Origin of the sequence: Flavobacterium pectinovorum, assembly GCF_006438875.1 — a bacterium.
GTDB lineage: Bacteria > Bacteroidota > Bacteroidia > Flavobacteriales > Flavobacteriaceae > Flavobacterium > Flavobacterium pectinovorum_A.
The window spans coordinates 121,611-143,925 of record NZ_RCZH01000003.1 but is presented as its reverse complement, the minus strand read 5'-3'; the positions used below and the strand labels follow the sequence as shown (position 1 = coordinate 143,925).

At 32.9% G+C, this 22,315-nt stretch carries 24 protein-coding genes; 16 read left to right on the top strand and 8 right to left on the bottom strand.

Going from position 1 to position 22,315, the window contains the following annotated elements; genetic code table 11:
- Positions 1-173: 173 nt before the first annotated feature.
- Positions 174-1,160, top strand: a complete 987-nt coding sequence (locus tag EAH81_RS05020; protein WP_140504442.1) for an aldo/keto reductase — start codon at positions 174-176, stop codon at positions 1,158-1,160.
- 254 nt (positions 1,161-1,414) lie between these two features.
- Here EAH81_RS05020 and EAH81_RS05015 read toward each other — a convergent pair whose 3' ends face one another.
- Positions 1,415-2,470, bottom strand: coding sequence for a sensor histidine kinase (locus EAH81_RS05015; protein ID WP_140504440.1), 1,056 nt, complete (start codon positions 2,468-2,470; stop codon positions 1,415-1,417).
- 161 nt (positions 2,471-2,631) lie between these two features.
- On the opposite strand from EAH81_RS05015, the gene rlmD reads away from it, so the two are divergent.
- The 3 genes from rlmD to EAH81_RS05000 are packed head-to-tail and all read left to right on the top strand — an operon-like array spanning position 2,632 to position 5,432.
- Positions 2,632-4,044: a 23S rRNA (uracil(1939)-C(5))-methyltransferase RlmD gene (rlmD, locus tag EAH81_RS05010; RefSeq protein WP_140504437.1), complete on the top strand. Its 1,413-nt coding sequence runs from the start codon at positions 2,632-2,634 to the stop codon at positions 4,042-4,044.
- 13 nt (positions 4,045-4,057) lie between these two features.
- The gene (locus EAH81_RS05005; RefSeq protein WP_140504434.1) at positions 4,058-4,624 is read left to right on the top strand and encodes a DUF6452 family protein; all 567 of its coding nucleotides are present in this window, start codon (positions 4,058-4,060) and stop codon (positions 4,622-4,624) included.
- Complete coding sequence (locus EAH81_RS05000) at positions 4,596-5,432, top strand: DUF6048 family protein (protein WP_140504432.1); 837 nt, start codon at positions 4,596-4,598, stop codon at positions 5,430-5,432. The genes EAH81_RS05005 and EAH81_RS05000 overlap by 29 nt, the downstream gene beginning before the upstream one ends.
- Positions 5,433-5,504: 72 nt before the next feature.
- Here the strand turns inward: EAH81_RS05000 and EAH81_RS04995 are convergent, their stop codons facing one another.
- The 3 genes from EAH81_RS04995 to EAH81_RS04985 form a co-directional block, all read right to left on the bottom strand.
- Positions 5,505-6,197 (bottom strand): aspartate/glutamate racemase family protein, encoded by a 693-nt coding sequence (locus EAH81_RS04995; protein ID WP_140504430.1) that lies wholly within the window; start codon positions 6,195-6,197, stop codon positions 5,505-5,507.
- A 265-nt stretch (positions 6,198-6,462) separates the two neighbouring features.
- Positions 6,463-6,699, bottom strand: coding sequence for a hypothetical protein (locus EAH81_RS04990; RefSeq protein WP_140504427.1), 237 nt, complete (start codon positions 6,697-6,699; stop codon positions 6,463-6,465).
- Positions 6,700-6,791: 92 nt separating this feature from the next.
- Positions 6,792-7,955 carry a class I SAM-dependent RNA methyltransferase gene (locus EAH81_RS04985; protein WP_140504425.1) on the bottom strand — a complete coding sequence of 388 codons (1,164 nt, stop codon included), beginning with the start codon at positions 7,953-7,955 and terminating at the stop codon, positions 6,792-6,794.
- A gap of 133 nt (positions 7,956-8,088) precedes the next feature.
- Between EAH81_RS04985 and EAH81_RS04980 the strand changes: the two genes are divergently transcribed.
- The gene (locus EAH81_RS04980; protein WP_140504423.1) at positions 8,089-8,853 is read left to right on the top strand and encodes a class I SAM-dependent methyltransferase; all 765 of its coding nucleotides are present in this window, start codon (positions 8,089-8,091) and stop codon (positions 8,851-8,853) included.
- Between the two features lie 90 nt (positions 8,854-8,943).
- On the top strand, positions 8,944-9,612 hold the full coding sequence (locus EAH81_RS04975) for a ZIP family metal transporter (protein ID WP_140504420.1): 669 nt from the start codon (positions 8,944-8,946) through the stop codon (positions 9,610-9,612).
- A 252-nt stretch (positions 9,613-9,864) separates the two neighbouring features.
- On the opposite strand, the gene EAH81_RS04970 is transcribed toward EAH81_RS04975, so the two are convergent.
- From EAH81_RS04970 to EAH81_RS04960, 3 genes are all read right to left on the bottom strand, one after another.
- A complete protein-coding gene (locus tag EAH81_RS04970) occupies positions 9,865-12,249 on the bottom strand; it encodes an outer membrane beta-barrel family protein (protein WP_140504418.1) in 2,385 nt (794 codons plus the stop codon).
- A gap of 154 nt (positions 12,250-12,403) precedes the next feature.
- On the bottom strand, positions 12,404-13,552 hold the full coding sequence (locus EAH81_RS04965) for a helix-turn-helix domain-containing protein (protein WP_140504416.1): 1,149 nt from the start codon (positions 13,550-13,552) through the stop codon (positions 12,404-12,406).
- 100 nt (positions 13,553-13,652) lie between these two features.
- Positions 13,653-14,798 (bottom strand): helix-turn-helix domain-containing protein, encoded by a 1,146-nt coding sequence (locus EAH81_RS04960; protein WP_140504413.1) that lies wholly within the window; start codon positions 14,796-14,798, stop codon positions 13,653-13,655.
- Positions 14,799-14,903: 105 nt separating this feature from the next.
- Between EAH81_RS04960 and murQ the strand changes: the two genes are divergently transcribed.
- The 10 genes from murQ (at position 14,904) to EAH81_RS04910 (ending at position 21,795) form a co-directional block, all read left to right on the top strand.
- Positions 14,904-15,716 (top strand): N-acetylmuramic acid 6-phosphate etherase, encoded by an 813-nt coding sequence (gene murQ / locus EAH81_RS04955; RefSeq protein WP_140504410.1) that lies wholly within the window; start codon positions 14,904-14,906, stop codon positions 15,714-15,716.
- A 367-nt stretch (positions 15,717-16,083) separates the two neighbouring features.
- The gene (locus tag EAH81_RS04950) at positions 16,084-16,305 is read left to right on the top strand and encodes a DUF6095 family protein (protein ID WP_140504408.1); all 222 of its coding nucleotides are present in this window, start codon (positions 16,084-16,086) and stop codon (positions 16,303-16,305) included.
- A gap of 27 nt (positions 16,306-16,332) precedes the next feature.
- A complete protein-coding gene (locus EAH81_RS04945; protein ID WP_140504405.1) occupies positions 16,333-16,563 on the top strand; it encodes a hypothetical protein in 231 nt (76 codons plus the stop codon).
- Positions 16,548-16,862 (top strand): type II toxin-antitoxin system RelE/ParE family toxin, encoded by a 315-nt coding sequence (locus tag EAH81_RS04940; protein WP_140504402.1) that lies wholly within the window; start codon positions 16,548-16,550, stop codon positions 16,860-16,862. Before EAH81_RS04945 ends, EAH81_RS04940 begins: the two co-directional genes overlap by 16 nt.
- Positions 16,850-17,422 (top strand): pentapeptide repeat-containing protein, encoded by a 573-nt coding sequence (locus tag EAH81_RS04935; RefSeq protein ID WP_140504399.1) that lies wholly within the window; start codon positions 16,850-16,852, stop codon positions 17,420-17,422. The genes EAH81_RS04940 and EAH81_RS04935 overlap by 13 nt, the downstream gene beginning before the upstream one ends.
- 123 nt (positions 17,423-17,545) lie before the next feature.
- The gene (locus EAH81_RS04930; RefSeq protein ID WP_140504396.1) at positions 17,546-18,121 is read left to right on the top strand and encodes a DUF1572 family protein; all 576 of its coding nucleotides are present in this window, start codon (positions 17,546-17,548) and stop codon (positions 18,119-18,121) included.
- Between the two features lie 31 nt (positions 18,122-18,152).
- Positions 18,153-18,617, top strand: coding sequence for a hypothetical protein (locus tag EAH81_RS04925; protein WP_140504394.1), 465 nt, complete (start codon positions 18,153-18,155; stop codon positions 18,615-18,617).
- 167 nt (positions 18,618-18,784) lie between these two features.
- Positions 18,785-19,156 carry a DNA topoisomerase IV gene (locus EAH81_RS04920; protein ID WP_140504392.1) on the top strand — a complete coding sequence of 124 codons (372 nt, stop codon included), beginning with the start codon at positions 18,785-18,787 and terminating at the stop codon, positions 19,154-19,156.
- 90 nt (positions 19,157-19,246) lie between these two features.
- The gene (locus EAH81_RS04915; protein ID WP_140504390.1) at positions 19,247-21,166 is read left to right on the top strand and encodes a DUF294 nucleotidyltransferase-like domain-containing protein; all 1,920 of its coding nucleotides are present in this window, start codon (positions 19,247-19,249) and stop codon (positions 21,164-21,166) included.
- 2 nt (positions 21,167-21,168) lie between these two features.
- Positions 21,169-21,795 carry a PolC-type DNA polymerase III gene (locus EAH81_RS04910; protein ID WP_140504389.1) on the top strand — a complete coding sequence of 209 codons (627 nt, stop codon included), beginning with the start codon at positions 21,169-21,171 and terminating at the stop codon, positions 21,793-21,795.
- Between the two features lie 7 nt (positions 21,796-21,802).
- On the opposite strand, the gene EAH81_RS04905 is transcribed toward EAH81_RS04910, so the two are convergent.
- Positions 21,803-22,135, bottom strand: coding sequence for a carboxypeptidase-like regulatory domain-containing protein (locus EAH81_RS04905; RefSeq protein ID WP_140504387.1), 333 nt, complete (start codon positions 22,133-22,135; stop codon positions 21,803-21,805).
- Between the last annotated feature and the right edge of the window lie 180 nt (positions 22,136-22,315).

The window sequence follows — 22,315 nt, the reverse complement described above, 5'->3', positions numbered from 1 at the left end:
CCAAAAAGACGCACTGCTGCGCGCCTCTACAGAAAATCTTTGCCTTAAAAACCTGTGTTAATCAGTTCAATCCGTAAAATCCGTGGGCACACAAAAGACGCACTGCTGTGCGTCTCTACAAAAAACCTCTGTCCCTCTGAACCTTTTTTTAAACCTTTGAACCTCTACAAAAAATGAACTACAGAAAACTAGGAAAAACAAACTTCAATATATCTGAAATCTCACTTGGCACCTGGCAGGTTGGAGGAAAATGGGGATCTGCTTTTGATAATAAAACTGCAGACAAACTTTTGAATACTGCAATTGACAATGGCGTAAATTTTATTGATACCGCCGATGTTTATGAAAATGGCTTAAGCGAAACTGCTGTTGGACGTGTAGTTCGCTCAAGATCTGAACGCATTTATGTTGCTACAAAATGCGGACGACATATCAACCCGCATGTTAGCGAAGGCTACCAGCCAAAAGTACTTCAGAAATTTGTTGAAGACAGTCTAAAAAGAATGAATTTAGAAACTTTAGATTTGATTCAGTTGCACTGTCCTCCTACTGAAGTTTTTTATCGTCCCGAAATTTTCGAACTATTTGACCGATTAAAAGAGCAGGGTAAAATCCAGAATCTTGGTGTTAGTGTCGAAAAAGTCGAAGAAGCCTTAAAAGCAATCGAATATTCGAATGTAACAACGGTTCAGATTATTTTTAATTTATTTCGCCAGCGTCCATCTCAATTATTTTTCTCTGAAGCCAGAAAAAAAGATATCGGAATCATTGCGAGAGTTCCTCTGGCAAGCGGACTTTTAACGGGTAAATTTGATGCAAAAACTATTTTTGAAGCTCAGGATCATCGAAACTTCAATAGAAACGGAGACGCTTTTGATAAAGGCGAAACTTTTTCAGGAATTGACTATGAATTAGGTTTAAAAGCCGTTGAAGAATTAAAAGCATTATTTCCGGAAACCGCAAATCTTGCTCCAATTGCACTTCAGTGGATTTTGAGTTTTGAAGATATCAGCTGTATTATTCCGGGTGCTTCAAAAGAAAGCCATGTTTTATCGAATTTATCTCTTTATGATTTACCAAAATTAACTCCGGATAAAATTGCGGCGATGAATGCAATTTACGACGAATACATTAAACCTTCTGTACATCATCTTTGGTAATTTTTTAAGGTTCTATCAAATCCGTTTTTATCCGCGTTTTTACGAAGTAAATCTGTTTTATCCGCGTCAAAATTAGACGCTGATTTTACTGATTCGCTAAAGCGAAAACACTGATAAAAACGGATTTTTCTAATTACTTTCCTGATTAAACTGTTAAGTATTTTTTATAGATTCCATTAACTTAATAACATTGGGCTTCGGGACTGAGGTTCTAAGTTTTTTTTAAGTAAAAACCTTAAAATTCTTATTTCAAATCAATAATTAATATCAAACTCAATTTTGAATTCAGCGCCCCTGTTTTTCCCTTCGCTTGTGGCGCTTAATTTACCTTTGTTTCTTTCGATAATTTTTTTGCACAAATACAATCCAATTCCGGTTGACAATTCATTGGCAGTTCCTAATCGGCTCATTTTTGTGAATTTCTTAAACAATTCATCAATCTGAGTTTTATCAAAACCAATTCCCTTATCTGCAACTGTTATAACCAAATTGGAGCTTTGGATGTATATTTTAACTTTAATCTCGCTGTCAAAGTACGAGAACTTAATTGCATTGCTGATTAGATTAACTAAAACCTGAACCAATAAACCTTCGTCAATTTTAAGTTTTGCTTCGACTAATTCTAAACTTAAATCCAACTTAATATTTTTATCGATTAAGCGCTGTTCAACCTGTTCGTTTATGAAAGGCAAAATATTAGGAAAGACAATATTTTTTGGATCATGATTTACTTTTACAATCTGATCTTGTTCTTTTAGCAGTTTTATAAAATTTTCGATGTATCGGAATTGCAAGTTTGTCGACTCACAAATTAATTCGGCAAGATGTTTAATCGACTCCGGTGGATCTTCACTCAAAATCAGTTTTGCCAAACCTTGAGGATTTCCGGCAAAATTTTTCAAATCATGAGAAAGCATATAAATCAAATCTTGTTTTTCATTGATAAAACTTTCAGATTCATAGATTGATTCCTGAATATTACACATCAACAACCCGGCTTCATCTGAATATTCTGTTGGCAAAACCGATAATTTTCTGTTATTTCTATAATCATCCAATGATTTTGAAGCTAACGAAATAGGCTTAATTAATTGATTCAAAATAATAAGCGTCACTAAAGTCGCTACTAAAGTCATTATTAAAGCAAAAATTACAATCGAAATTGGAGAAATAGAATGGTTTGAAAAAAGCACAAAAAATAGTATGCCAATTAAGGGAATATGAATACCTATAAAAGCAACAAATAGGAATTTGAAAACATAACTTTTTCTCAGAAAGCCAATTTGTGAAAGATTATGATACAACTTCATAAAAAATAATAACAATACTATAGGTTAACAATGTAGCATTTGGGGTTATTGCTATAAACAAAGTTAGTTTTTAAACTTGATAAAACTAGTAATTTGAAGAATTTGATAAAATATTTTGAAATTTAAATTTATAAAAGTTTACAAACCCTTATTTTTGCGCTATGGGAAGAAAAAATACAGACAAAGTTGTCTTTCATCAAATTCAAGTTCTTGATGCTGGAGCAAAAGGAGTATCAGTGGCTAAGGCTCCTGACGGAAAAGTAATCTTTATTCCGAATGTTGTTCCGGGTGATGTTGTTGACGTTCAAACTTTCAAAAAAAGAAAAGCCTATTATGAAGGCAAAGCCGTAAAATTTCACGAATTTTCAGAACATCGTATTGAACCAATATGCGAACATTTTGGAGTTTGTGGAGGTTGTAAATGGCAAAATATGAAATACAGCCAACAGTTGTATTACAAACAAAATGAAGTAAAAAATCATTTGCAGCGTATAGGAAAAGTTGAACTTCCTGAATTTGAAGATATTTTAGGTTCAGAAAAACAGTTTTTCTATAGAAACAAAATGGAATTTTCGTTTTCTAACAGTCGTTGGTTAACAGAGAAAGAAATTGAAAGCACAGAAGATTTAGGAAACAGAAACGCATTAGGATTTCATATTCCGAAAATGTGGGATAAAATTCTTGACATTAATAAATGCCATTTGCAGGAAGATCCTTCAAACGCGATCAGAAACGAAATTAGGGATTTTGCTAACGAACACAATTTAGCATTCTTTAATCCAAGAGAGCAATCTGGTTTACTTCGCACTTTTATGATCCGTACAGCTTCAACTGGTGAAATTATGGTTTTGATTCAGTTTTTCGAAAATGATAAAAAGAACCGTGAATTAATCTTAGATCATCTTTACGAGAAATTTCCGCAAATTACTTCATTGCAATATGTTGTAAATTCAAAACAAAACGATACTATTTACGATCAGAATATTAAGCTATATAAAGGTAGAGATTATATTCTGGAAGAAATGGAAGGTTTAAAATTCAGCATCAATGCTAAATCTTTTTACCAAACCAACTCTGACCAAGCTTATGAATTATACAAAATAACGCGTGATTTTGCCGGACTTTCAGGCAATGAAACTGTTTATGATTTATATACAGGAACAGGAACTATTGCACAATTTGTTTCTAAAAAAGCCAAAAAAGTAATTGGTGTCGAAAGTGTTCCAGAAGCAATTTTAGATGCTAAAGCAAATGCAGAACGCAATAATATAACAAATTGTGAGTTTTTCGTAGGAGACATGAAAGTGGTATTTAACGAAAGTTTTATCGCTCAGCACGGAAAACCTGATGTTATTATTACAGATCCGCCACGTGATGGTATGCACAAAGATGTTATTGATCAAATCATGAAAATTGCTCCTGAAAAAGTAGTTTATGTAAGTTGTAACTCCGCAACACAAGCACGTGATTTGGCTTTAATGGATGAAAAATACAAAGTAACACGTGTGCGACCTGTTGATATGTTTCCGCAAACGCATCATGTTGAAAATGTTGTACTTTTAGAACTTCGATAACAAAAAACTATAAATGAAAAAAATAGTAGCTTTTTTATTGCTCTTTACTTTTGGCTTATCAAGCTGTGAGAAAGATGATATTTGCGATCCAAATACCCCTACTACTCCTCGATTGGTAATATCATTTTATGATAATGCCGATGCGAATTTACCTAGAAAAGTAACCAATCTAAAGGTAGTTGGAAAAGATAAGGATGGTAATGATTTGCCTACTGGAGTTGTTTTTAACGAAAGCAGCACGACTGAAACCAAGTATTATGCAAATGGCACTTCTATTTCAATTCCGTTAAAAACAAATGAAAATACAGCCACTTTTAGTTTTATTTACAACGCTGCAAGTACGGATCCTACTTTGATTAATACAGATGTAATTCGATTTGACTATACACATCACGACACATATGTATCGAGAGCATGTGGTTACAAAACGACTTTTACATTAAATCCTTTTATTACTGCTCCTCCATCACAGCCTTATATATTAAATCCGGGATTAGATGGAGCTTGGATGAGAGTTATTAACGTAGAACAATTTAACATTGAATCTGAAAATGAGACACACATTAAAATATACTTTTAGTTTTTGCCTGTTGTTTTCAATGTTTTTGGTTCAAGCCCAGGAAACACCGACTACAGCAACAAAAGAAATTGTTCAGGAGAAACCAAAATTAAGCACAAAAACGGAACCTAAAACCGCTAAACCAGCGATTCAGGAAACACAAAAGGATACTATTGTTCCACCAAAAATAGATCGTTATGGTTTGCGAGTAGGAGTTGATTTATACAAATTGACTCGTGGTCTTTATGATAAAGATTATAAAGGTGTCGAATTTGTGGGAGATTTTCGCTTGACGAAAAAATATTACATAGCTGCCGAACTTGGTTTTGAAGATAAAACTACTGATGATGACCGACTAAACTCAACAGCAACCGGAACTTACATTAAAGCAGGTTTTGATTATAATACGTATCAAAACTGGCTGGATATGGAAAACCTTATTACGATAGGTTTAAGAGGTGGTTTTAGTAATTTTAGTCAACAATTAAACAGTTATAAAATCTATAATCCAAATCCGTATTGGGGAGAACAGCCTGCAATTGTTTCCGGCGAAAAATTCAATGGCTTAACAGCCGCCTGGATGGAAGTTGCTTTAGGAATAAAAGCCAAAGTTTTCAATAACATATTTGTTGGTTTTGGAGTTCAGCTAAAACTTTTGGCTATGAATAATAAACCAAGTGGTTTTGATAATCTTTACATTCCCGGTTTCAACAGAACTTATGACGGAAGCTTTGGAGTAGGTTTTAATTATACCGTTTCATACTTTATACCTTTATACAAGAAAAAAGTCATTGTTCCGGAAATAAAAGAAGTCCCTAAAAAGAAATAAGTATTTCTTTTCTTATAAATAAAAAGAGCCCCAAATTTATATTTGGGGCTCTTTTTATTTATAGTGTATTCATTAAGACAATTGAAATGCTATTGCAGCATTTGAATGTATTAAAGTGGTATCAAAAATTGGAACTGAAACATCCCCGGGTTTTATAACTAAAGGAAGCTCTGTACAACCCAGAATAATTCCTTCGGCTCCATTTTCTATCAGTTCATTTGAAATCTTCAAAATACGTTTTTTAGTTTCGTCGGTAACAATACCTCTTCCTAATTCTTCAAAAATTGCAGTGTGAAGAAAATCTCTGTCATCACTATTTTCCGGAATTATGGCTTCAATACCTTTATCAATCAGTTTTTTTGTAAAGAAATCAAGTTCCATTGTAAACTTAGTTCCCAATAGCGCTACTTTTTTAAGTTCTTCCTTCTGAATTTGAATAGCCGTTTCTGTTGCAATATGAATAACCGGTAAATCAATCGCCTTTTCAAGGCGGTCAGCAATAAGATGCATGGTATTGGCGCACAAAACAATCGCTTCTGCTCCACCCGATTTTAAGAATTGGCAACCTTTAAAAAGCATTTCAAAAGTACGATCCCAATCATTGGCGTCGTTATTCTTTTTGATATCAGCATAATTGAAAGAATAAATCAAACATTCTGAGAAGTTAAGCCCTCCCATTTTCTCATTTATCCCCTGATTTATAAGTTCATAATAATCCGCAGTCGAAACCCAGCTAATACCGCCTATAAGTCCAATTATCTTCATAAATAACTATTTTTTAATACTCCCAAATTATTTTTAACGCAGAGAACACAATCCCGATAGCTATCGGGATTCACAGAGTTCACTAAGATTTAAGTTGTGTTATACAATCTAAATCCACAAAGCTTTGTGAACTTTGGGCTTTTACTAAACTTACCATATTTAAAAAAACTTTGTGTTCTCTGTGGTATTTTTTTATAATCTGCTCAAATCTGCCAAATCTGCGTGAAAAAAATCTTTATAATCCTTTAATCTGTGGCTAACTAAATTAACCGATTTCTCTAATTCCTTTTATAAAAATCCATTTCATAAACAGCTTTTCTCCATCTTTGGTTTTTACTGCCTGAAATTTAGGCGAAATCAAAGTTGCCACAATAAATGAAGTCACCGGAATCCAAAGCCCTGTTAAATTTGTGTAGGTCGCTACGATATATCTTCCCGAAATAAATAATATTGCGAAACATCCTAATTGATATAAAAAACCTCTTAATTGTAGTTTAGTCATTTTTTTTCTTTTTTAAGGTTCAAAGTGGCAAAGGTTCAAAGGCACAAAGAAAAACCTTTGTCGCTTTGAACCTCTGAGCCTTTGTACCTAATTTATTCATTAACCTGAAATTTCGTTCTCTTACTTCCTTCGTACATTTCGTATTTTACCAAACGTGCTTCAAGGCTAGCGTTGAAAAGTTTGATTTTACGAGAAGGCTTTAAACCTACAAATTTCAATGCTTCAAGATTTGCTGTGATAAACCAGGCATTTGTTCCCGGATAGCTTTTCTTTAAAGTATCACCAATGCTTTTGTAGAATTCTTCCATGTGAATATCTAAACGCTCATCATAAGGCGGATTAAAAACCATGTGAAGCTTTCCTTCTACTGCTTTTTCAGTGTCAAAAAAGTTTTCTTCAGAAATGGTAATATAATCGTCCAAATTGGCGTTTTTGATATTGTCTTTGGCTTTATTTACGGCACTTGGTGCTTTATCAAAACCTTTTATTGTATAATGGAATTCTTTTGTTTTTTTCATCAGACTATTTACAATCTCATCAAATAAATCATTATCCCAATCTTTCCATTTTTCAAAAGCAAATTCTTTTCTATTGATATTTGCCGGAATATTACAAGCAATCATAGCCGCTTCTGCAAGGAAAGTTCCAGAACCACACATTGGGTCCAGAAAGTGACTTTGTCCTTCCCAACCAGATAATAATAGGATTCCCGCTGCCAAAACTTCGTTGATTGGTGCAATATTTGTCGCAGTTCTATAACCACGCTGGTGCAATGAATTTCCCGAAGTATCCAATGCAACCGAAACCTGATCTTTGTCAATATGAACATTGATACGCAAATCCGGAAATGCTTTGTCAATACTCGGACGTTGACCGGTTCTTTCTCTAAACTGATCTACAATTGCATCCTTACATTTTTGAGAAACAAACTCTGAGTGATTAAAATAAGTCGAATGCACTGTAGCATCAATTACAAAAGTCTGGTTTGCATTCAATAATTTAGACCAGTTTACACCAGAAATTCCTTTGTATAATGCTTGTTCATTATTGGCTCTAAACGAGTAAATTGGTTTCAAAACCTTAAGCGCAGTTCTAAGTGATAAATTGGCTTTGTACATAAAACCTTTATCCCCTTTGAAGCTAACCATCCTTACTCCTTTTTCGACATCCTGAGCGCCAAGAGCGCGCAATTCATTCTCTAATATTTCTTCAAAACCAAAAAAACATTTGGCAATCATTCTAAAATTTTCTTCCATCTTTATTTTTGTTTAAAAAAATAACTCCAATCGCAGACACATATCTGATTATTCAGGTATCGTCGCGAAATAGTTATTTTTCGGCAAAAATACACTAAATTTGCGGTACTTTGAATTAATTGAAATAGAATAAATGTCTGAAGCACCAAACTCATCAACACCAAATCAGGAGCGTAACACCGAAAACTGGTTCACATCATGGTTTGATACTCCGTATTATCACATTCTTTATAAAGACCGAAATTACCGAGAGGCGCAGATTTTTATGGATAATCTTACGCATTATCTAAATCTTCCTGAAAAAGCAAAAGTACTAGATTTAGCCTGCGGAAAAGGACGTCATTCCATTTACTTAAACCAATTAGGGTTTAATGTTTTAGGCGCAGACTTATCCGAAAACAGCATTGCCGAAGCCAGCAAAAACAGCAACGAAACACTGCATTTTAAAGTGCACGATATGCGTGAGCCATTCGAAGAAAAATTCGATGCTATCTTCAATTTATTTACCAGTTTTGGGTATTTTGAAAGTGACGATGACAATTTAACGACTCTAAAAGCAATCAAAGAAAGTTTGTCTGAATATGGTTTTGCCGTAATTGATTTTATGAATGTTGCTCAGGTAATTGAAACTTTGGTTCCCGAGGAAGTAAAATCAGTAGACGGAATCGATTTCAAAATTAAAAGATACGTTCAGGACGGGCATATTTTTAAAGAAATAGATTTTGAAGATCAAGGCAGAAACTACCATTTTACCGAAAAAGTAAAAGCCCTGACTTTAAAAGACTTTGAAGATTTAATGGCAGAAGCCGGAATTTTCCTGCTGGATATCTTTGGAGATTATAAACTCAAAAAGTTTCACAAAACCGAAAGCGAACGATTAATCATGATTTTTAAATAATTGGTAAATCGTTCAATTGTTTAAGCGTCTAAACGATTAAACAAATCAACAGTTAAACGATTAACCCTAAAAAAACCGATTAAACACGAAATGAATTACTTACTACCTTTATTTTCTGTACTTCTGGGATATATTGTGGCTTTGTTTTTGAAACCTCAAAACAAAACCAATCTAAAATTGTTGTTAGCATTTAGCGGTTCGTTTTTGTTATCGTTAACCGTAATGCATTTATTGCCTGAAGTTTACGAATCCCATAATCATCAAATTGGGTTGTTTATAATGGTAGGGATATTATTCCAGATCATATTAGAATTCTTCTCAAAAGGTGCCGAACACGGACACGTTCACGGACATGCACAAATGTCACAGATTCCGTGGTTACTATTCATTAGCTTGTGTATTCATGCCTTTTTAGAAGGGTTTCCCGTTAGTCATCACCACGATTTAGCCGTTGGGATCGCCATTCATCATTTGCCAATTGCAGTAATTCTGACAACCTTTTTCATCAATGCAAATCTGGACAAAAAAGCCATTTTTATGTTCATGATTACCTTTGCTGTCATGACGCCGTTAGGCACGATTGCTTCTGAATATTTATCCTTCTTAAATGAATATTACACGCAGATAACAGCAATCGTAATTGGAATTTTATTCCATATTTCATCTACCATTATTTTTGAAAGCAGCGAAGGACATAAATTCAATATTGCCAAAGTTTCGATGATAGTTCTGGGAATTTTATTAGCCTTTTTTATATAAGTTGGGCGTGCCCATATTTACAAAAGGCGCTATTTAACCAACCGCTTATAAGCGCCTTTCGCAAATCCGGTCGGGCTATCCATACTACTTCGGTAGTTTATTCCTATCCCTCACGCAAAAAAACTCCTCTCGTTTAAAATAATACCTAACAGGTTGAAAAAACCTGTTAGGACACTAATTACAGATAAAACAGTAAGTTCCAGAATTTCTAATTTTCCAATTATCTAATTGACTAATTGACTAATTATCTAATTATCTCGCTCTATTTTTCTCATCCTGATTTCCAAAACCCCTTTCCTGTACCTTAATTTTATTGTTTCCAAAATTATAAACCACAGATAAACGCGCAAATCGGTTGCTTTCATTTTGGCTATAAACCTGCTTTACGCCATTTACAATCGAAACATCATCTTTTAAATACGAGGTATTAAAAATATCATTTACTAAAAACGCAATCTGCATTGTTTTGTTTAACAAATCTTGTTTAAAACCAATATTCAAACTAGACACATAACCTGTTGCATACAAACCACTTTTATAAGGCGAAGTATAACTAAAATCTACTTGCAATTTTGATGTTTTGCTCAATGAAAATGTATTATTTGTCGAAAAATCTACTTCAAGACTATTCGCCGGAGTTGCATTGATATCCTTGATGAATTTTATTTTCGAGCCTAAAAAATACACTGAGTTCTCGCTCTGCCACCAATCTGCAAAATTTGCCGAATACGTTTCTCCAATTCCATAATTAATACCTTTAAAATAATTATCTCTCGATACAACCTGAGTTAATGTTTCTGGATTTGCAGTAAAAATCACGCCATATCCGTCTGTAATTGCATTTAAGAAAACATTGGTTCTCAATATTGTTTTATACGAATGTGTAAATTCAAAATTATCACTAAAAGACGGCTTCAAAAACGGATTCCCTTCTGAATAACTATTACTGCTAATATAAACTCGAAACGGATTCAACAAAGAGAAACCAGGTCTACGGATTCTTCTTCCATAGTTTAAACTAAAATTATTGTTCTCGTTTTTCTTATAAGATGCATAAAACGTTGGAAATAATTTAAAATAATTATTTACGGTTTCCTGATTTAAAGTTTCTGAAAAACCCTTCGTTTGCGTATTTTCAACTCGGAATCCTAATTGAAAATTCCATTTATCATTGATTTTTTTATCTCCACTAATATAGATTGCCTGATTATTTTCGGTGTATTTAAATTGGTTTGTTTGATTCGTATCTAATACAGGAGTTCCCGTAATTGTATTAAAAAAAACAACATCACTTTTACTATTTGTAAAACTCGCTTTGGCTCCATAAGATAAATTTATTGTCTGAAGCGGGTGTTCCATATCAACCTTAAAACTCAAATTATCAATATCCTGATTCGAAAGATTTCGTGCTGACTGATCTATGTCGACAAAAGTTCCATCTGGTGTATAGTTTTTTGCTAAAAAATTTCTGTCGAATTTTGAGTTATAATCAAAGTAATCAACGTCAAATGATAATTTCCTGTTTAGAGAATCAAGCTTTGTAATCAAATGTAAATTATACGTTTGATTGCCGGATTTTCTGTCTAAAAAACCTTCATTGATGATATAACTGTCTAATTTATTTTGAGCATTATATTTGTTAATTCTGATATTCGAGTCAAAATTAGGATTGGCATTATCTTTTAAAAACTGAAAACCAATCGTCGTTTTTTCTGAAAGATCATAATCTAAAGCTATTTTTCCAGAAGTGCTTTCCTCATTTAATTTTGATACCACATCCATTTTCGTAGGTCCTTCGACGAAATACATATCCAGCGTTTCTGTAAGATTCCTGTAACCTGTTTTTCCATTAATGCTGGCCGAAAACCTGAACTTATTTTTATTATAAAAAAAATTATTTCTCAAATTATAAATCCCATACTTACTTTGATCGTAAGAAGCCGTTGTCGTGTTTTTCCAGGAATCGCGAGCTCCTTTTTTCATAACAATATTAATCAATCCGCCAGTTCCTTCGGCTTCATATTTTGAAGAAGGATTACTTATAATTTCGATATTTTTAATATCACTTGCCGAAATAGATTTCAGAAAATTATTCAATTCTTCACCCGTTAACTCAATCATTCTTCCATCAATCATCACACGAGAAGCCCCTTTTCCTAATATATTAATAACATCATTTTGTACCACAACGCCCGGTGCCGTATTTATAGCACTCAAAGCGTCTCCGCCAACGTTTGTTACATTATTTTCAAGATTATAAACCAAACGATCTGTTTTTTGCTCAATTGTATTTTTTCTGGACTGAATGACTACTTCACCCAAATTTGTTACATTTTCTTTTAAGATAATCAAACCCAAATTGGTATCTTTTTCTATCGTAATTTCTTTCTCAAATTCAGAATATCCAATCGGACTTATTTTTACTTTATAGAATCCTTTGTTTAGTATCAATTCAAAACTACCATCTTCTTTTGTTGTAGATCCGTTTATAATTTTTCCTTCTTGATTTAAGATTACAACATCTGTCCAGGCAACTGGCGCTTTTTCGTCGGCAATTTTTCCATTTAATTTAAAGGACGTTTGTGCTAAACAAAAAAGAGGCAATAGTAAAAAAATAAAGAGGTTAACTTTTTTCATAATTTCTAATTTTAAACTTGTTCGATTAATTTGAAGCAAAGTTGCCTTAGAAATTCTGAGCATGCGACCGACAAAAAAAAGTCGAACCAATTTCTCCTTAAGAAATCAGTTCGACTTTATTGAGCCCGAAGTACGACTTTTTACAAACCCTTAATTATGAAGCGTTTCTATAAGCTGTAGGCGTTAAGTTTGTATATTTTTTAAACGAAGTGTTAAAAGACGATTTTGAATTAAAACCTACTTCATACAGAATTTCTAAAACTGTTAAATCCCTTTTTGAAGGATTTTTTAAAATACTCATGGCTTTTTGAATGCGATATTCGTTTACAAAATCAAAAAAATGCTGATCCATATGATGATTAATCAAAATCGATAAATCACGAACCGGAATCTCAATTTGATTGGAGAGTTCCTGAATCGTAAGTGACGGCTCCAGAAAAGGTTCTTTTTCGATCATATAATGTTTCAATATCGAAATTTGAGTCGTAATTACATCGCTTTTCTCCTCCTTTATTTCAATAGTATTTTCATTTTTCCTTGGAAGAATATCTCTTGCTAATTGCAATTTAGAATCTATTCCTCTAAAAAGTTCAGGATAGTTTAAAGCTTTCAGCACAAACCAGCAAGTTACTATTAAAGCCAAAAATTGCATAATAACATTTGCCCAAATCCACAATGACTCAAAATCAGTAAATCTTAAAACATTCTTAGCTATTGATAAATAATACAGCGCGAAGAATACAGTCGATATTTGAAATAACCATTTAAAAATAGAAGTTCTGGGATTGGTATAATTTTCCTGATATATTTCTTTGTACTTTTTTAAAACCAAAAATACTGCAATGCTATACAATATGATTTGGAAACCTAACATCAGCTGGAAACCATAAAATTCGGGCATTTGACTGCGATGGTTATAAAACTGCAATTTATCTGCATCATTTAAAAAGTAAACCCTGAATACAAAAACTGTATTTGTGACTATAAACGGAATCGCATGAATTAAATGCTTGGCTTTTAATCTAAAATCTGCAAAACAAACGGACAAAATATACAAGTAGAAAACCGGAATTGTCAAAGCGCAAGTAGTCCATCTGAAAAATTCTAAATTCAGATTATTTTTAACGAAATCTTCCGTAATAAAAATTCCGATATTGTCAATTACAAAAAAAAGTAAATAGGCCGCAAATAGTCGGTTTGCTAATTTATTTTGGGTTTTCACCGTAAGTAAAAAGAATGCCAGTAATAATGAAACAAAAACTGACATCCTGCCCATAATACCTAAAAAGCTATCTATATCCATTTATCTTTTGATTATTTAACAAATATAATATTTTAGTTCTTTTAACACGATCCAATAAAGAAAGCATTGCTAGAATTTTATGATAGAATCAAACCATTTATTATGAAGCGTTTCTATAAGCTGTGGGCGTGAGATTTGTGTGTTTTTTGAAAGAAGTATTGAATGATGATTTGGAGTTAAAACCAACTTCATATAAAATTTCCAAAACTGTAAGTTGATTTTTAGATTGATCCTTCAAAATATTCATTGCTTTTTGAATGCGATATTCATTCACGAAATCAAAGAAATGCTGATTCATATGGTGATTAATCAAAATTGATAAATCCCGAACCTGAACATTAAATTGATTGGCAAGTTCCTGAATCGTTAGCGACGGATCCAGATAAGGTTCCTTTTCTTTCATATAATTTTTCAATGCCGAAATTTGATACGAAACCGCTTCGTCCTGATTGCTAATAGTTTGGGTTATAGTCTGATTCTCTTTAGGAAGAAAATCTTTTGTTGGTTGCAAGTGAGAATTAATTCCTCTAAAAAGTTCCGGATGATTTAGCGCTTTCATTACAAACCAGCATATTACACACAAAGCCATAATTACCATCAAAACATTTCCCCAGAGAAAAGTATCTCTTGAAGCCGTATAACGCATTAAATTTTTTGAAGCCGCGATGCAATGCATTCCTAAAAAAACACAATTCATCTGAAAAAGCCATTTGTAAGTAGAAGTACTTGGATTGGTATAATTTTCAAGATAAATTTTTCGGTATTTTTTCAACATTAAAAAGATACAAACAATATAAAACCAACATTGTAATTCGATTAGAATATGAAAAAAATAAACTTCAGGCATTCGACTATAATTGGCTATAAACTGTTGTTTTAAATTGCCTGATTGCAAATAAAATCTTGGCATAAAAACCAAATTCATAACCACAAATGGAATTGTATATAATAAATGCTTCCACTTTAATCGAAAATCAGAATAACAAACCGCTAAAACATAAAGGTAAATCAAAGGCATTTCCAGCAAACAGATTGTAGATCTCAAAATCTCTAAATTCACATACTGATCGGGAAATGTATAATCTAAAAGTCCGGTGAAATCAATTGCCGAAAAAATAATAAAGCAGGCAAAAAGTCGGTTTGCCAATTTATTTTCAGTTTTTACTGTCAGTAAAAAAATTGCAAGCAATAACGAAACAAAAACAGCAATACGGGCAACGCCATCCAAAAAGCCTAACTTATCCATTTATCTTTTAATATGTAACAAATATAATATTTTAGTTCTTTTAAAAAGGTTCGAAAAATTGCGATAAAAAAGATTAATTTTGGACTGGAGTAATTATACGAGAAAATGACCTTTACAAAGACCACAGAACAAGCTTCAAAATACGAGCATTTAGAAAAAATGTCCGTTCATGAATTGCTTATGAATATCAATCAGGAAGACAAAACTGTACCTGACGCTGTAGAAAAAGCGATACCACAAATTGAAAATTTAGTAGCTCAGGTAGTTGATAAATTAAAATTAGGCGGGCGATTGTTTTACATCGGAGCCGGAACATCAGGGCGTTTAGGCGTTGTCGATGCTTCTGAATGTCCTCCTACTTTTGGAGTTCCTTTTGATTTGGTAAACGGAATTATTGCCGGTGGCGACACTGCAATTCGTCGCGCTGTAGAAAATGCAGAAGACAATGCAACACAAGCCTGGATTGATTTGCAAGCCAATAATATTGGTAAAAACGATGTCGTAATTGGTATTGCAGCTTCCGGAACTACACCTTATGTTATTGGTGGTCTGGAAACCTGTAATCAAAATAATATCGTGACCGGATGCATTACAAATAATGCAGGAAGTCCATTAGCTTTGACTGCCCAATTTCCGGTTGAAGTAGTTGTTGGCCCTGAATTCATTACCGGAAGTTCCAGAATGAAAGCTGGAACAGCTCAAAAATTAGTCCTGAATATGATTTCGACTGCAGCCATGATTCAGCTGGGGAAAGTAAAAGGAAATAAAATGGTCGACATGCAGTTGAGTAACGTCAAACTGGTCGACAGAGGTGTAAAAATGATTATGGGAGAAATTACGGTTTCATACGAAGTTGCTTCTGAATTATTAAAAAAATACGGCAGCGTGAGAAATGCTGTTGATAATTATAACAAGTAAAAAGTTTTTGAATAAAATGTTTGCCTAATCGCATAATTTTTACCGCAAAGTTCGCAAAGGTTTTTCGCAAAGATCTCAAAGCTATAAGTTGAAAAAACAAGTTTTTTAAGATCGTAAGGCTGGGTGTCGCTCTTTGTCAAAGTTTTAAACCAAGAGTGTAAGAAACTTTGTCGAAAGCCTAAGCTCAAAGCTGATATACGCATTTTTGTCATTTCGACCGAAGGGAGAAATCACATAAAGTAGCTCGGCAAAGATTAGCGATTATGGGAACGGAGTTTCTTGTGTGATTTCTCCTCTGTCGAAAATGAAAAGATTGTGATAAACCTGAAACTAAAAAAACTTGAAACTTTTCAAAACAAAACAAAAAATGGCAACAAATAAAGAATTACTGGGAAAAGGAATTAAATATTTAACGGGTTCATTGCCATTATTATTTATTGGTCCTTCCTTAATTTATAATGCTTTTATGAACCAACATACCAATTGGCATTATTTGGTTTTAGGAATTGGAATTGTGGCTTGTTTAAGTGCTATGTTTTTGATTTTTTACGGATTGAAAATCATCATGAAAGGTTTGTTTAACGACTAATTTGTATCTTTACTAAAATTCTTTATTATGAATATACAAGCAGAACTAAACTGGATTCATCAAGAAATTGATAAGGTAAAAGATCCTTCTTTTTTAGAAAAATTAAAACATCTTTTGCAATCTATAAACAACTCTACAGTTGACTCAGATGCAGCTTATAATTTGGATATTGAAAATGCCTTAGAAAATATCAAAAAAGGTAATTTTTATTCTGAAGACGAAGCTAAAGAAATTGCAAAAAAGTGGGGAAGACAATAATTTGGTCGAGCGATGCTTTAGATCAATTAGAAGACGTACATTTTTACATTTTCTTTGAGAGTAAATCAATTACAATTGCAGACAAAGTAGTTAATACCATTTTTGACAGCACAGAAATACTAAAAACACAACCGGAAATATATAAACCAGACAAACAAAAGATCAATAATGATGGTACTTTTAGAGTTTATGCTGTTTACAATTATACTATTTCATACCAGATAACACAACAGAATATTTACATCCTTCGAGTACGTCACAATGCTCAGAAACCAAGAAAACATTCATGGAAAGTCTAATTCATATTCAGAAAACCTTCGAGAAAGTCAACTATATTGACAAAAAAATAAACAATCGGGAGTTTGAAGATTGTGTTTTTAAAAACTGTGATTTTTCGAATAGCAATTTTGCCTACAATACTTTCTTAGATTGCGAATTTATTGACTGTAATTTGTCAATGACGAGTTTATTTAGTACCAGTTTGAAGAATGTTACTTTTAAAAATTGTAAACTTCTTGGAATCGCTTTTAACGAATGTGACGATTTTCTATTTCAGGTTTATTTTGAGGAAAGCACTTTGGATTACGCTGTTTTTTCGAATAAAAAAATGCCCAAAACCAAGTTTGTCAATTGTTCTGTAAGAGAAGTTACTTTTATAGGAACCAACTTAACAAGTTCGGTTTTTGACAATTGTAATCTGGAAGGAGCAATTTTTAATGATACACAATTGGCAGCGGTTAATTTTAAAACCGCATACAATTACAAAATTGATCCGGAATTTAATCCGATGAGAAAAGCGCAATTTTCAAATGACGGAATTGTTGGGCTTTTAGATAAATACGATATTAAAATTGTTTAAAAACAATCGTTAATAATTTAAAAAAACTGCCACAAATTTCACGAATTTTCACTAATTTTTAAACACAAAATAAAAATTTTTATTCGTGTACATTCGTGAAATTCGTGGCAAAAAAACACGAACATGAATGCAACAGAATCTTACTTAGAAAGCGTTAAAAAACAATTTTTGTATTATAAAATGTTAGGCGAAAAAGCAATGGATCAATTAGAACCAGAACAGCTTTTTGTAGCCATTAACGAAGATACCAACAGTATTGCCACCATTATAAAACACATCTCTGGCAATATGTTGTCTCGCTGGACCGACTTTTTAACTTCGGATGGTGAAAAGGAATGGCGTAATCGCGATGCCGAGTTTGAAAATGATTTGCAATCAAAAGAGGAAGTTTTAGAAAACTGGAATAAAGGCTGGGATTGTTTTCTGGATGCTTTAAATAATTTAAAACCAGATCAACTTTCTGATATTATTTATATTCGCAACGAAGGTCATACGGTTATTGAAGCCATAAACAGGCAATTAGCGCATTATCCGTATCATATTGGTCAAATTGTTTTTTATGCCAAGCAGCTAAAAAATAATAGTTGGGATAGTTTATCGATTCCAAGGAATAAATCAGGAAATTATAATGCCGAAAAGTTTGCCAAGGAAAAAGAAATCAAGAACTTTACCGATGACGAATTAAAAAGATTGAAATAGTAATTCTTGTATTTATTCCAGAACTATAAATATGAAAGACAACAAAAACGAAACACATCATTTCTTGCCAAGTGGAGAATGGGAAGGATTTTATTGCTATTCTAATTCACCTCACCAACACAAAATGTCTATTGAATTGAGTTTTGCAAATTCTATTATTTCCGGTTCAGGAATTGATGACGTCAACTCGTTTCGATGGAATGGTTCTTATAATTTGGAACAATTTAAACTTAAAATGATCAAAACCTATTCAACGCATATTATTAATTATGCCGGAGATATTGACGAAAATGGTATTTGGGGTCTTTGGGACAACCCAGAAGATTTGAGTTTTTTTGCTAATATTTCGACAAGCATTTTTCAACAAGCTGAAGCGATGACAAAAGGAGGTTTTCATATTTGGCCAAAAGCAGCAAAGAGTGAATCTAAAGAAGAAACGAGAGAAGAAGTACAAGAATCTAAAAAATTAAAAGAGTTTTATATCCAGAAAATTTAACTCTTATAAAAACATATTATAATACAACTGGTACTTGATTAACCGTTAACTTTCTAGCCCTGATGGAAGGGAAAATCCTTTTGTGCCGGTCCCGAGGCTTCGGGAGGCACAAAAGATTGGAAGGAACAGCAGGAAACAGCTCCTAAAAAAATAACTTAAACTTAAAAATGAAAAAAATTATATTCTTTTTACCGCTGCTAACATTATTGTCATGTTACGATGCAGAACACAATTGCAAGGATTTTAAAAATGGAAAATTCAAATTTGAATTTGAAGTTAATGGTGTTAAAAAAACAACCATTTTTGAACGCAAAGATGGTATCGAAATCGAAACTTTTGAAGGAAAAACCGATACGTCAACGGTGCGTTGGGTAAGCGATTGCGAATATATTTTGCAGAAGAAACATCCAAAAAACATGGCGGAGGAAAAAGCAATTAATATGAAGATTCTCACGACTTCTAAAGATTCTTATACTTTTGAATTTGGAATGGTTGGTTCTGATCAAAAACAACGAGGAAAGGTTTTTAAAATCGAGTAAATAACTACTAATTCTGCTACAAAGGCACAAAGGCGCAAATTTTATATCTTAGTGTCTTTGTGCCTTTGTGGCAAAACCTAAATTTTACGCATGAAAAATACCATTTCGCATAGAGTTGCTGATTTTTTAAAGGACTTTCCTCCTTTTAGTTTTTTACATCAAAAAGACTTAGAAAAACTATCTGAACAAATTTCAATTGTTTACAAAGATAAAGATGCCGTTATATTTGCCGAAAATGATAAAACGCATGACTCCTTTTATGTGGTTCACAAAGGTGCTGTAGCACTCAAAAAAAATCAGAAAAACAATGTTCTTGACATGTGTGATGAAGGTGACATTTTTGGATTACGTCCGCTTTTGGCACAGGAAAATTATATCATGGAAGCGGTCGCTTATGAAGAAAGCATTTTATATGCGATTCCAATTGCCGTTTTTAAACCCTACGCACTTGAAAATAGGACTGTTGGTAATTTCCTGATCGAAAGCTACGCCTCAAATACCCGTAATCCATATTCTGATATCCATAAGGATAAGTTATATGGCGACGATTTAGTCCACGATCATCTGCAATCTAATAAAGATTCATTTGATTTACAGCCTATAGAATATTCTAAAAAAATTGTCACTTGCAGTCCGTCTACAACCGCTAGAGATGTTGCAAAAATCATGAATAAGAAAAAAGTTGGTGCCATATTAATCGTTGATGAAATGTTGCCAATTGGGATTATTACGGACAAAGATTTACGTAATAAAATCGTAACCGGTGATTTTTCGATTCTGACAACGGCAGAAACCATTATGACGAAACCGGTTATTACGTATCCTAAAAAAATGACGGTTACGGAGGCGCAAATGGCAATGATGAAAAGTAATATTAGCCATTTATGTCTGACCAAAGACGGAACAACAAATACCAAAGCCGTTGGAATCTTATCCAAACATGATGTTATGGTGGCTTTAGGAAATAATCCTGCTGTTTTAATAAAAGCTTTAAAAAGGGCCAAGAAACCAAAAGAAATTAAGCCTATTCGCGCCCGAATAACGCAATTACTTCAGGGTTATTTAGATCAGAACATTCCTATGACGTTGATTGCTAAAATCATAACCGAGTTGAATGAGGCTTGTATGACACGGGTTATCGAAATTTGTATCGAAAAAATGAGCAGTCCGCCACCTGTAAAATTTGCGTGGCTGGCTTTGGGAAGTCAAGGCAGAAGTGAACAAATGCTGCATACGGACCAAGATAATGCTATTGTGTACGAGAATGTATCTGAGGTTTTTAGAGAGGAAACAAAAGTCTATTTTCTAAAATTTGCTGCGTTGGTTAACAAAGGTTTGTTTGATATTGGATACGATTATTGCCCTGCCGAAATGATGGCTTCAAACCCTAAATGGTGTATGAGTCTTGATGAATGGAAAAGTAAAGTGAATCACTGGATTACAAATCCCGGGAAAAATGAAGTTTTATTGTCTTTTATTTTCTTTGATTATAGCCTCACTTATGGTGAAGCCGAAATTACAAATGAACTTTCTGATTTTATTTTTGAAAACATAAAAGCAAACCCTATTTTTTATGTCCATTTGGTGAGTGGTGCTTTGCAAAGCCCATCTCCTACCGGATTTTTTAGACAATTTCTGGTAGAACAAGATGGCGCTAACAAAGATAATTTTGATATTAAAAGAAGGGCTTTAATGCCTCTTACTGATGCTGCACGTGTTTTGATTTTATCACATTCGGTAAAAGGAATAAGCAATACTGCAGAACGTTTTGAAAAATTAGCAGAGCTGGAACCCAATAATAGAGAATTGTATTTATCTTGTTCGTATTCGTTTAAGGCTTTATTAAAATTTAGAACCAAACAAGGGCTTTTGCACAATGATTCCGGTCAGTTTATTGCATTAGAATCTTTATCTAAAATGGAGAAAATTAAGCTTAAAAGGACTTTTAAAACGATAAAAGAGCTTCAGGAATTGATTAGTATAAGATTTAATGTTTCAAACGTTGTATAGATATGAATTTATTTAATTTTTGGAAAAAAGAAGAAAATCTGTTTGATGAAAGCATCAGTATAGAAGAAACTCGCTTTGTTGTTTTAGATACAGAAACTACCGGTCTAGACTATGATAATGACCGAATTTTATGTATTGGCGCATTAATCCTCCAAAACGGGATAATCGCCATTCAGGATAGTTTTGAGGTTTATATCGAACAGGATCATTATGATAAATCTACTGCTCAGATTCATGGTATTTTGAAAGCATTTATAATTCAACGTCCCACTGAATTAGAAGCTTTACAACAGTTTTTGACCTTTTTAGGCGATTCGATAATTATTGCGCATCATACTACTTTTGATGTTACTATGATTAACAAAGCTCTTGAACGAAATGGTTTACCTGAACTAACTAACAAAAGATTAGATACGACTATTTTATACAAAAAGACATTAATAAAATCTCATTTGTTTGAGCGCAAAGATCATTATACTTTAGACGATCTTGCCGATAAATTTGACATTTCAAAAAAAGACCGACACACGGCTTTGGGCGATGCTTATATTACTGCAATTGCTTTTTTGAAAATCGTAAGTAAATTGAGGGAGAAAAAAGAAATTAATTTGAACTCTTTGTTTAAGTAAGAAGCGTTTAATTATTATTAAAATCACTTTCTTTGGCAAACAAATAAAGTCTGTTATATTTCAAGCTATTTTGTGAATATTTCCCCAGAGAATCAGGTTTCCGATATATCTTTTTGGTGACATAACCTTCTTTTTTTAAGATCATTTTATACACAGAACTAAAGTTTACTTCCACGTAAAAATATCCTGTGCTGTCTGTTTGGGTCTTATGACCATTGATATCAATAGCAACATTTTTAATAGGCTTCTCTGTATCATAATCGTATACATGACCATTAAATTTATTACTGTTAATGCAACTGGTTAGTAGCAATATCGTAAAAATGAATATTCTCTTCATACCACTTCTTTAATTTATAAATCTTTTATTCAATTTCATCTAAAAAACAAATATAACCTTGAGGTCTTCAATAGAAAGTCTGCTATAAATTATAAAAGTATTGTTATAGGATTTTTAACAATCGAAAGAAAATCTATGACATAAAAAAAGCGCTAAGATTATCTTAGCGCTTTTTGTTTT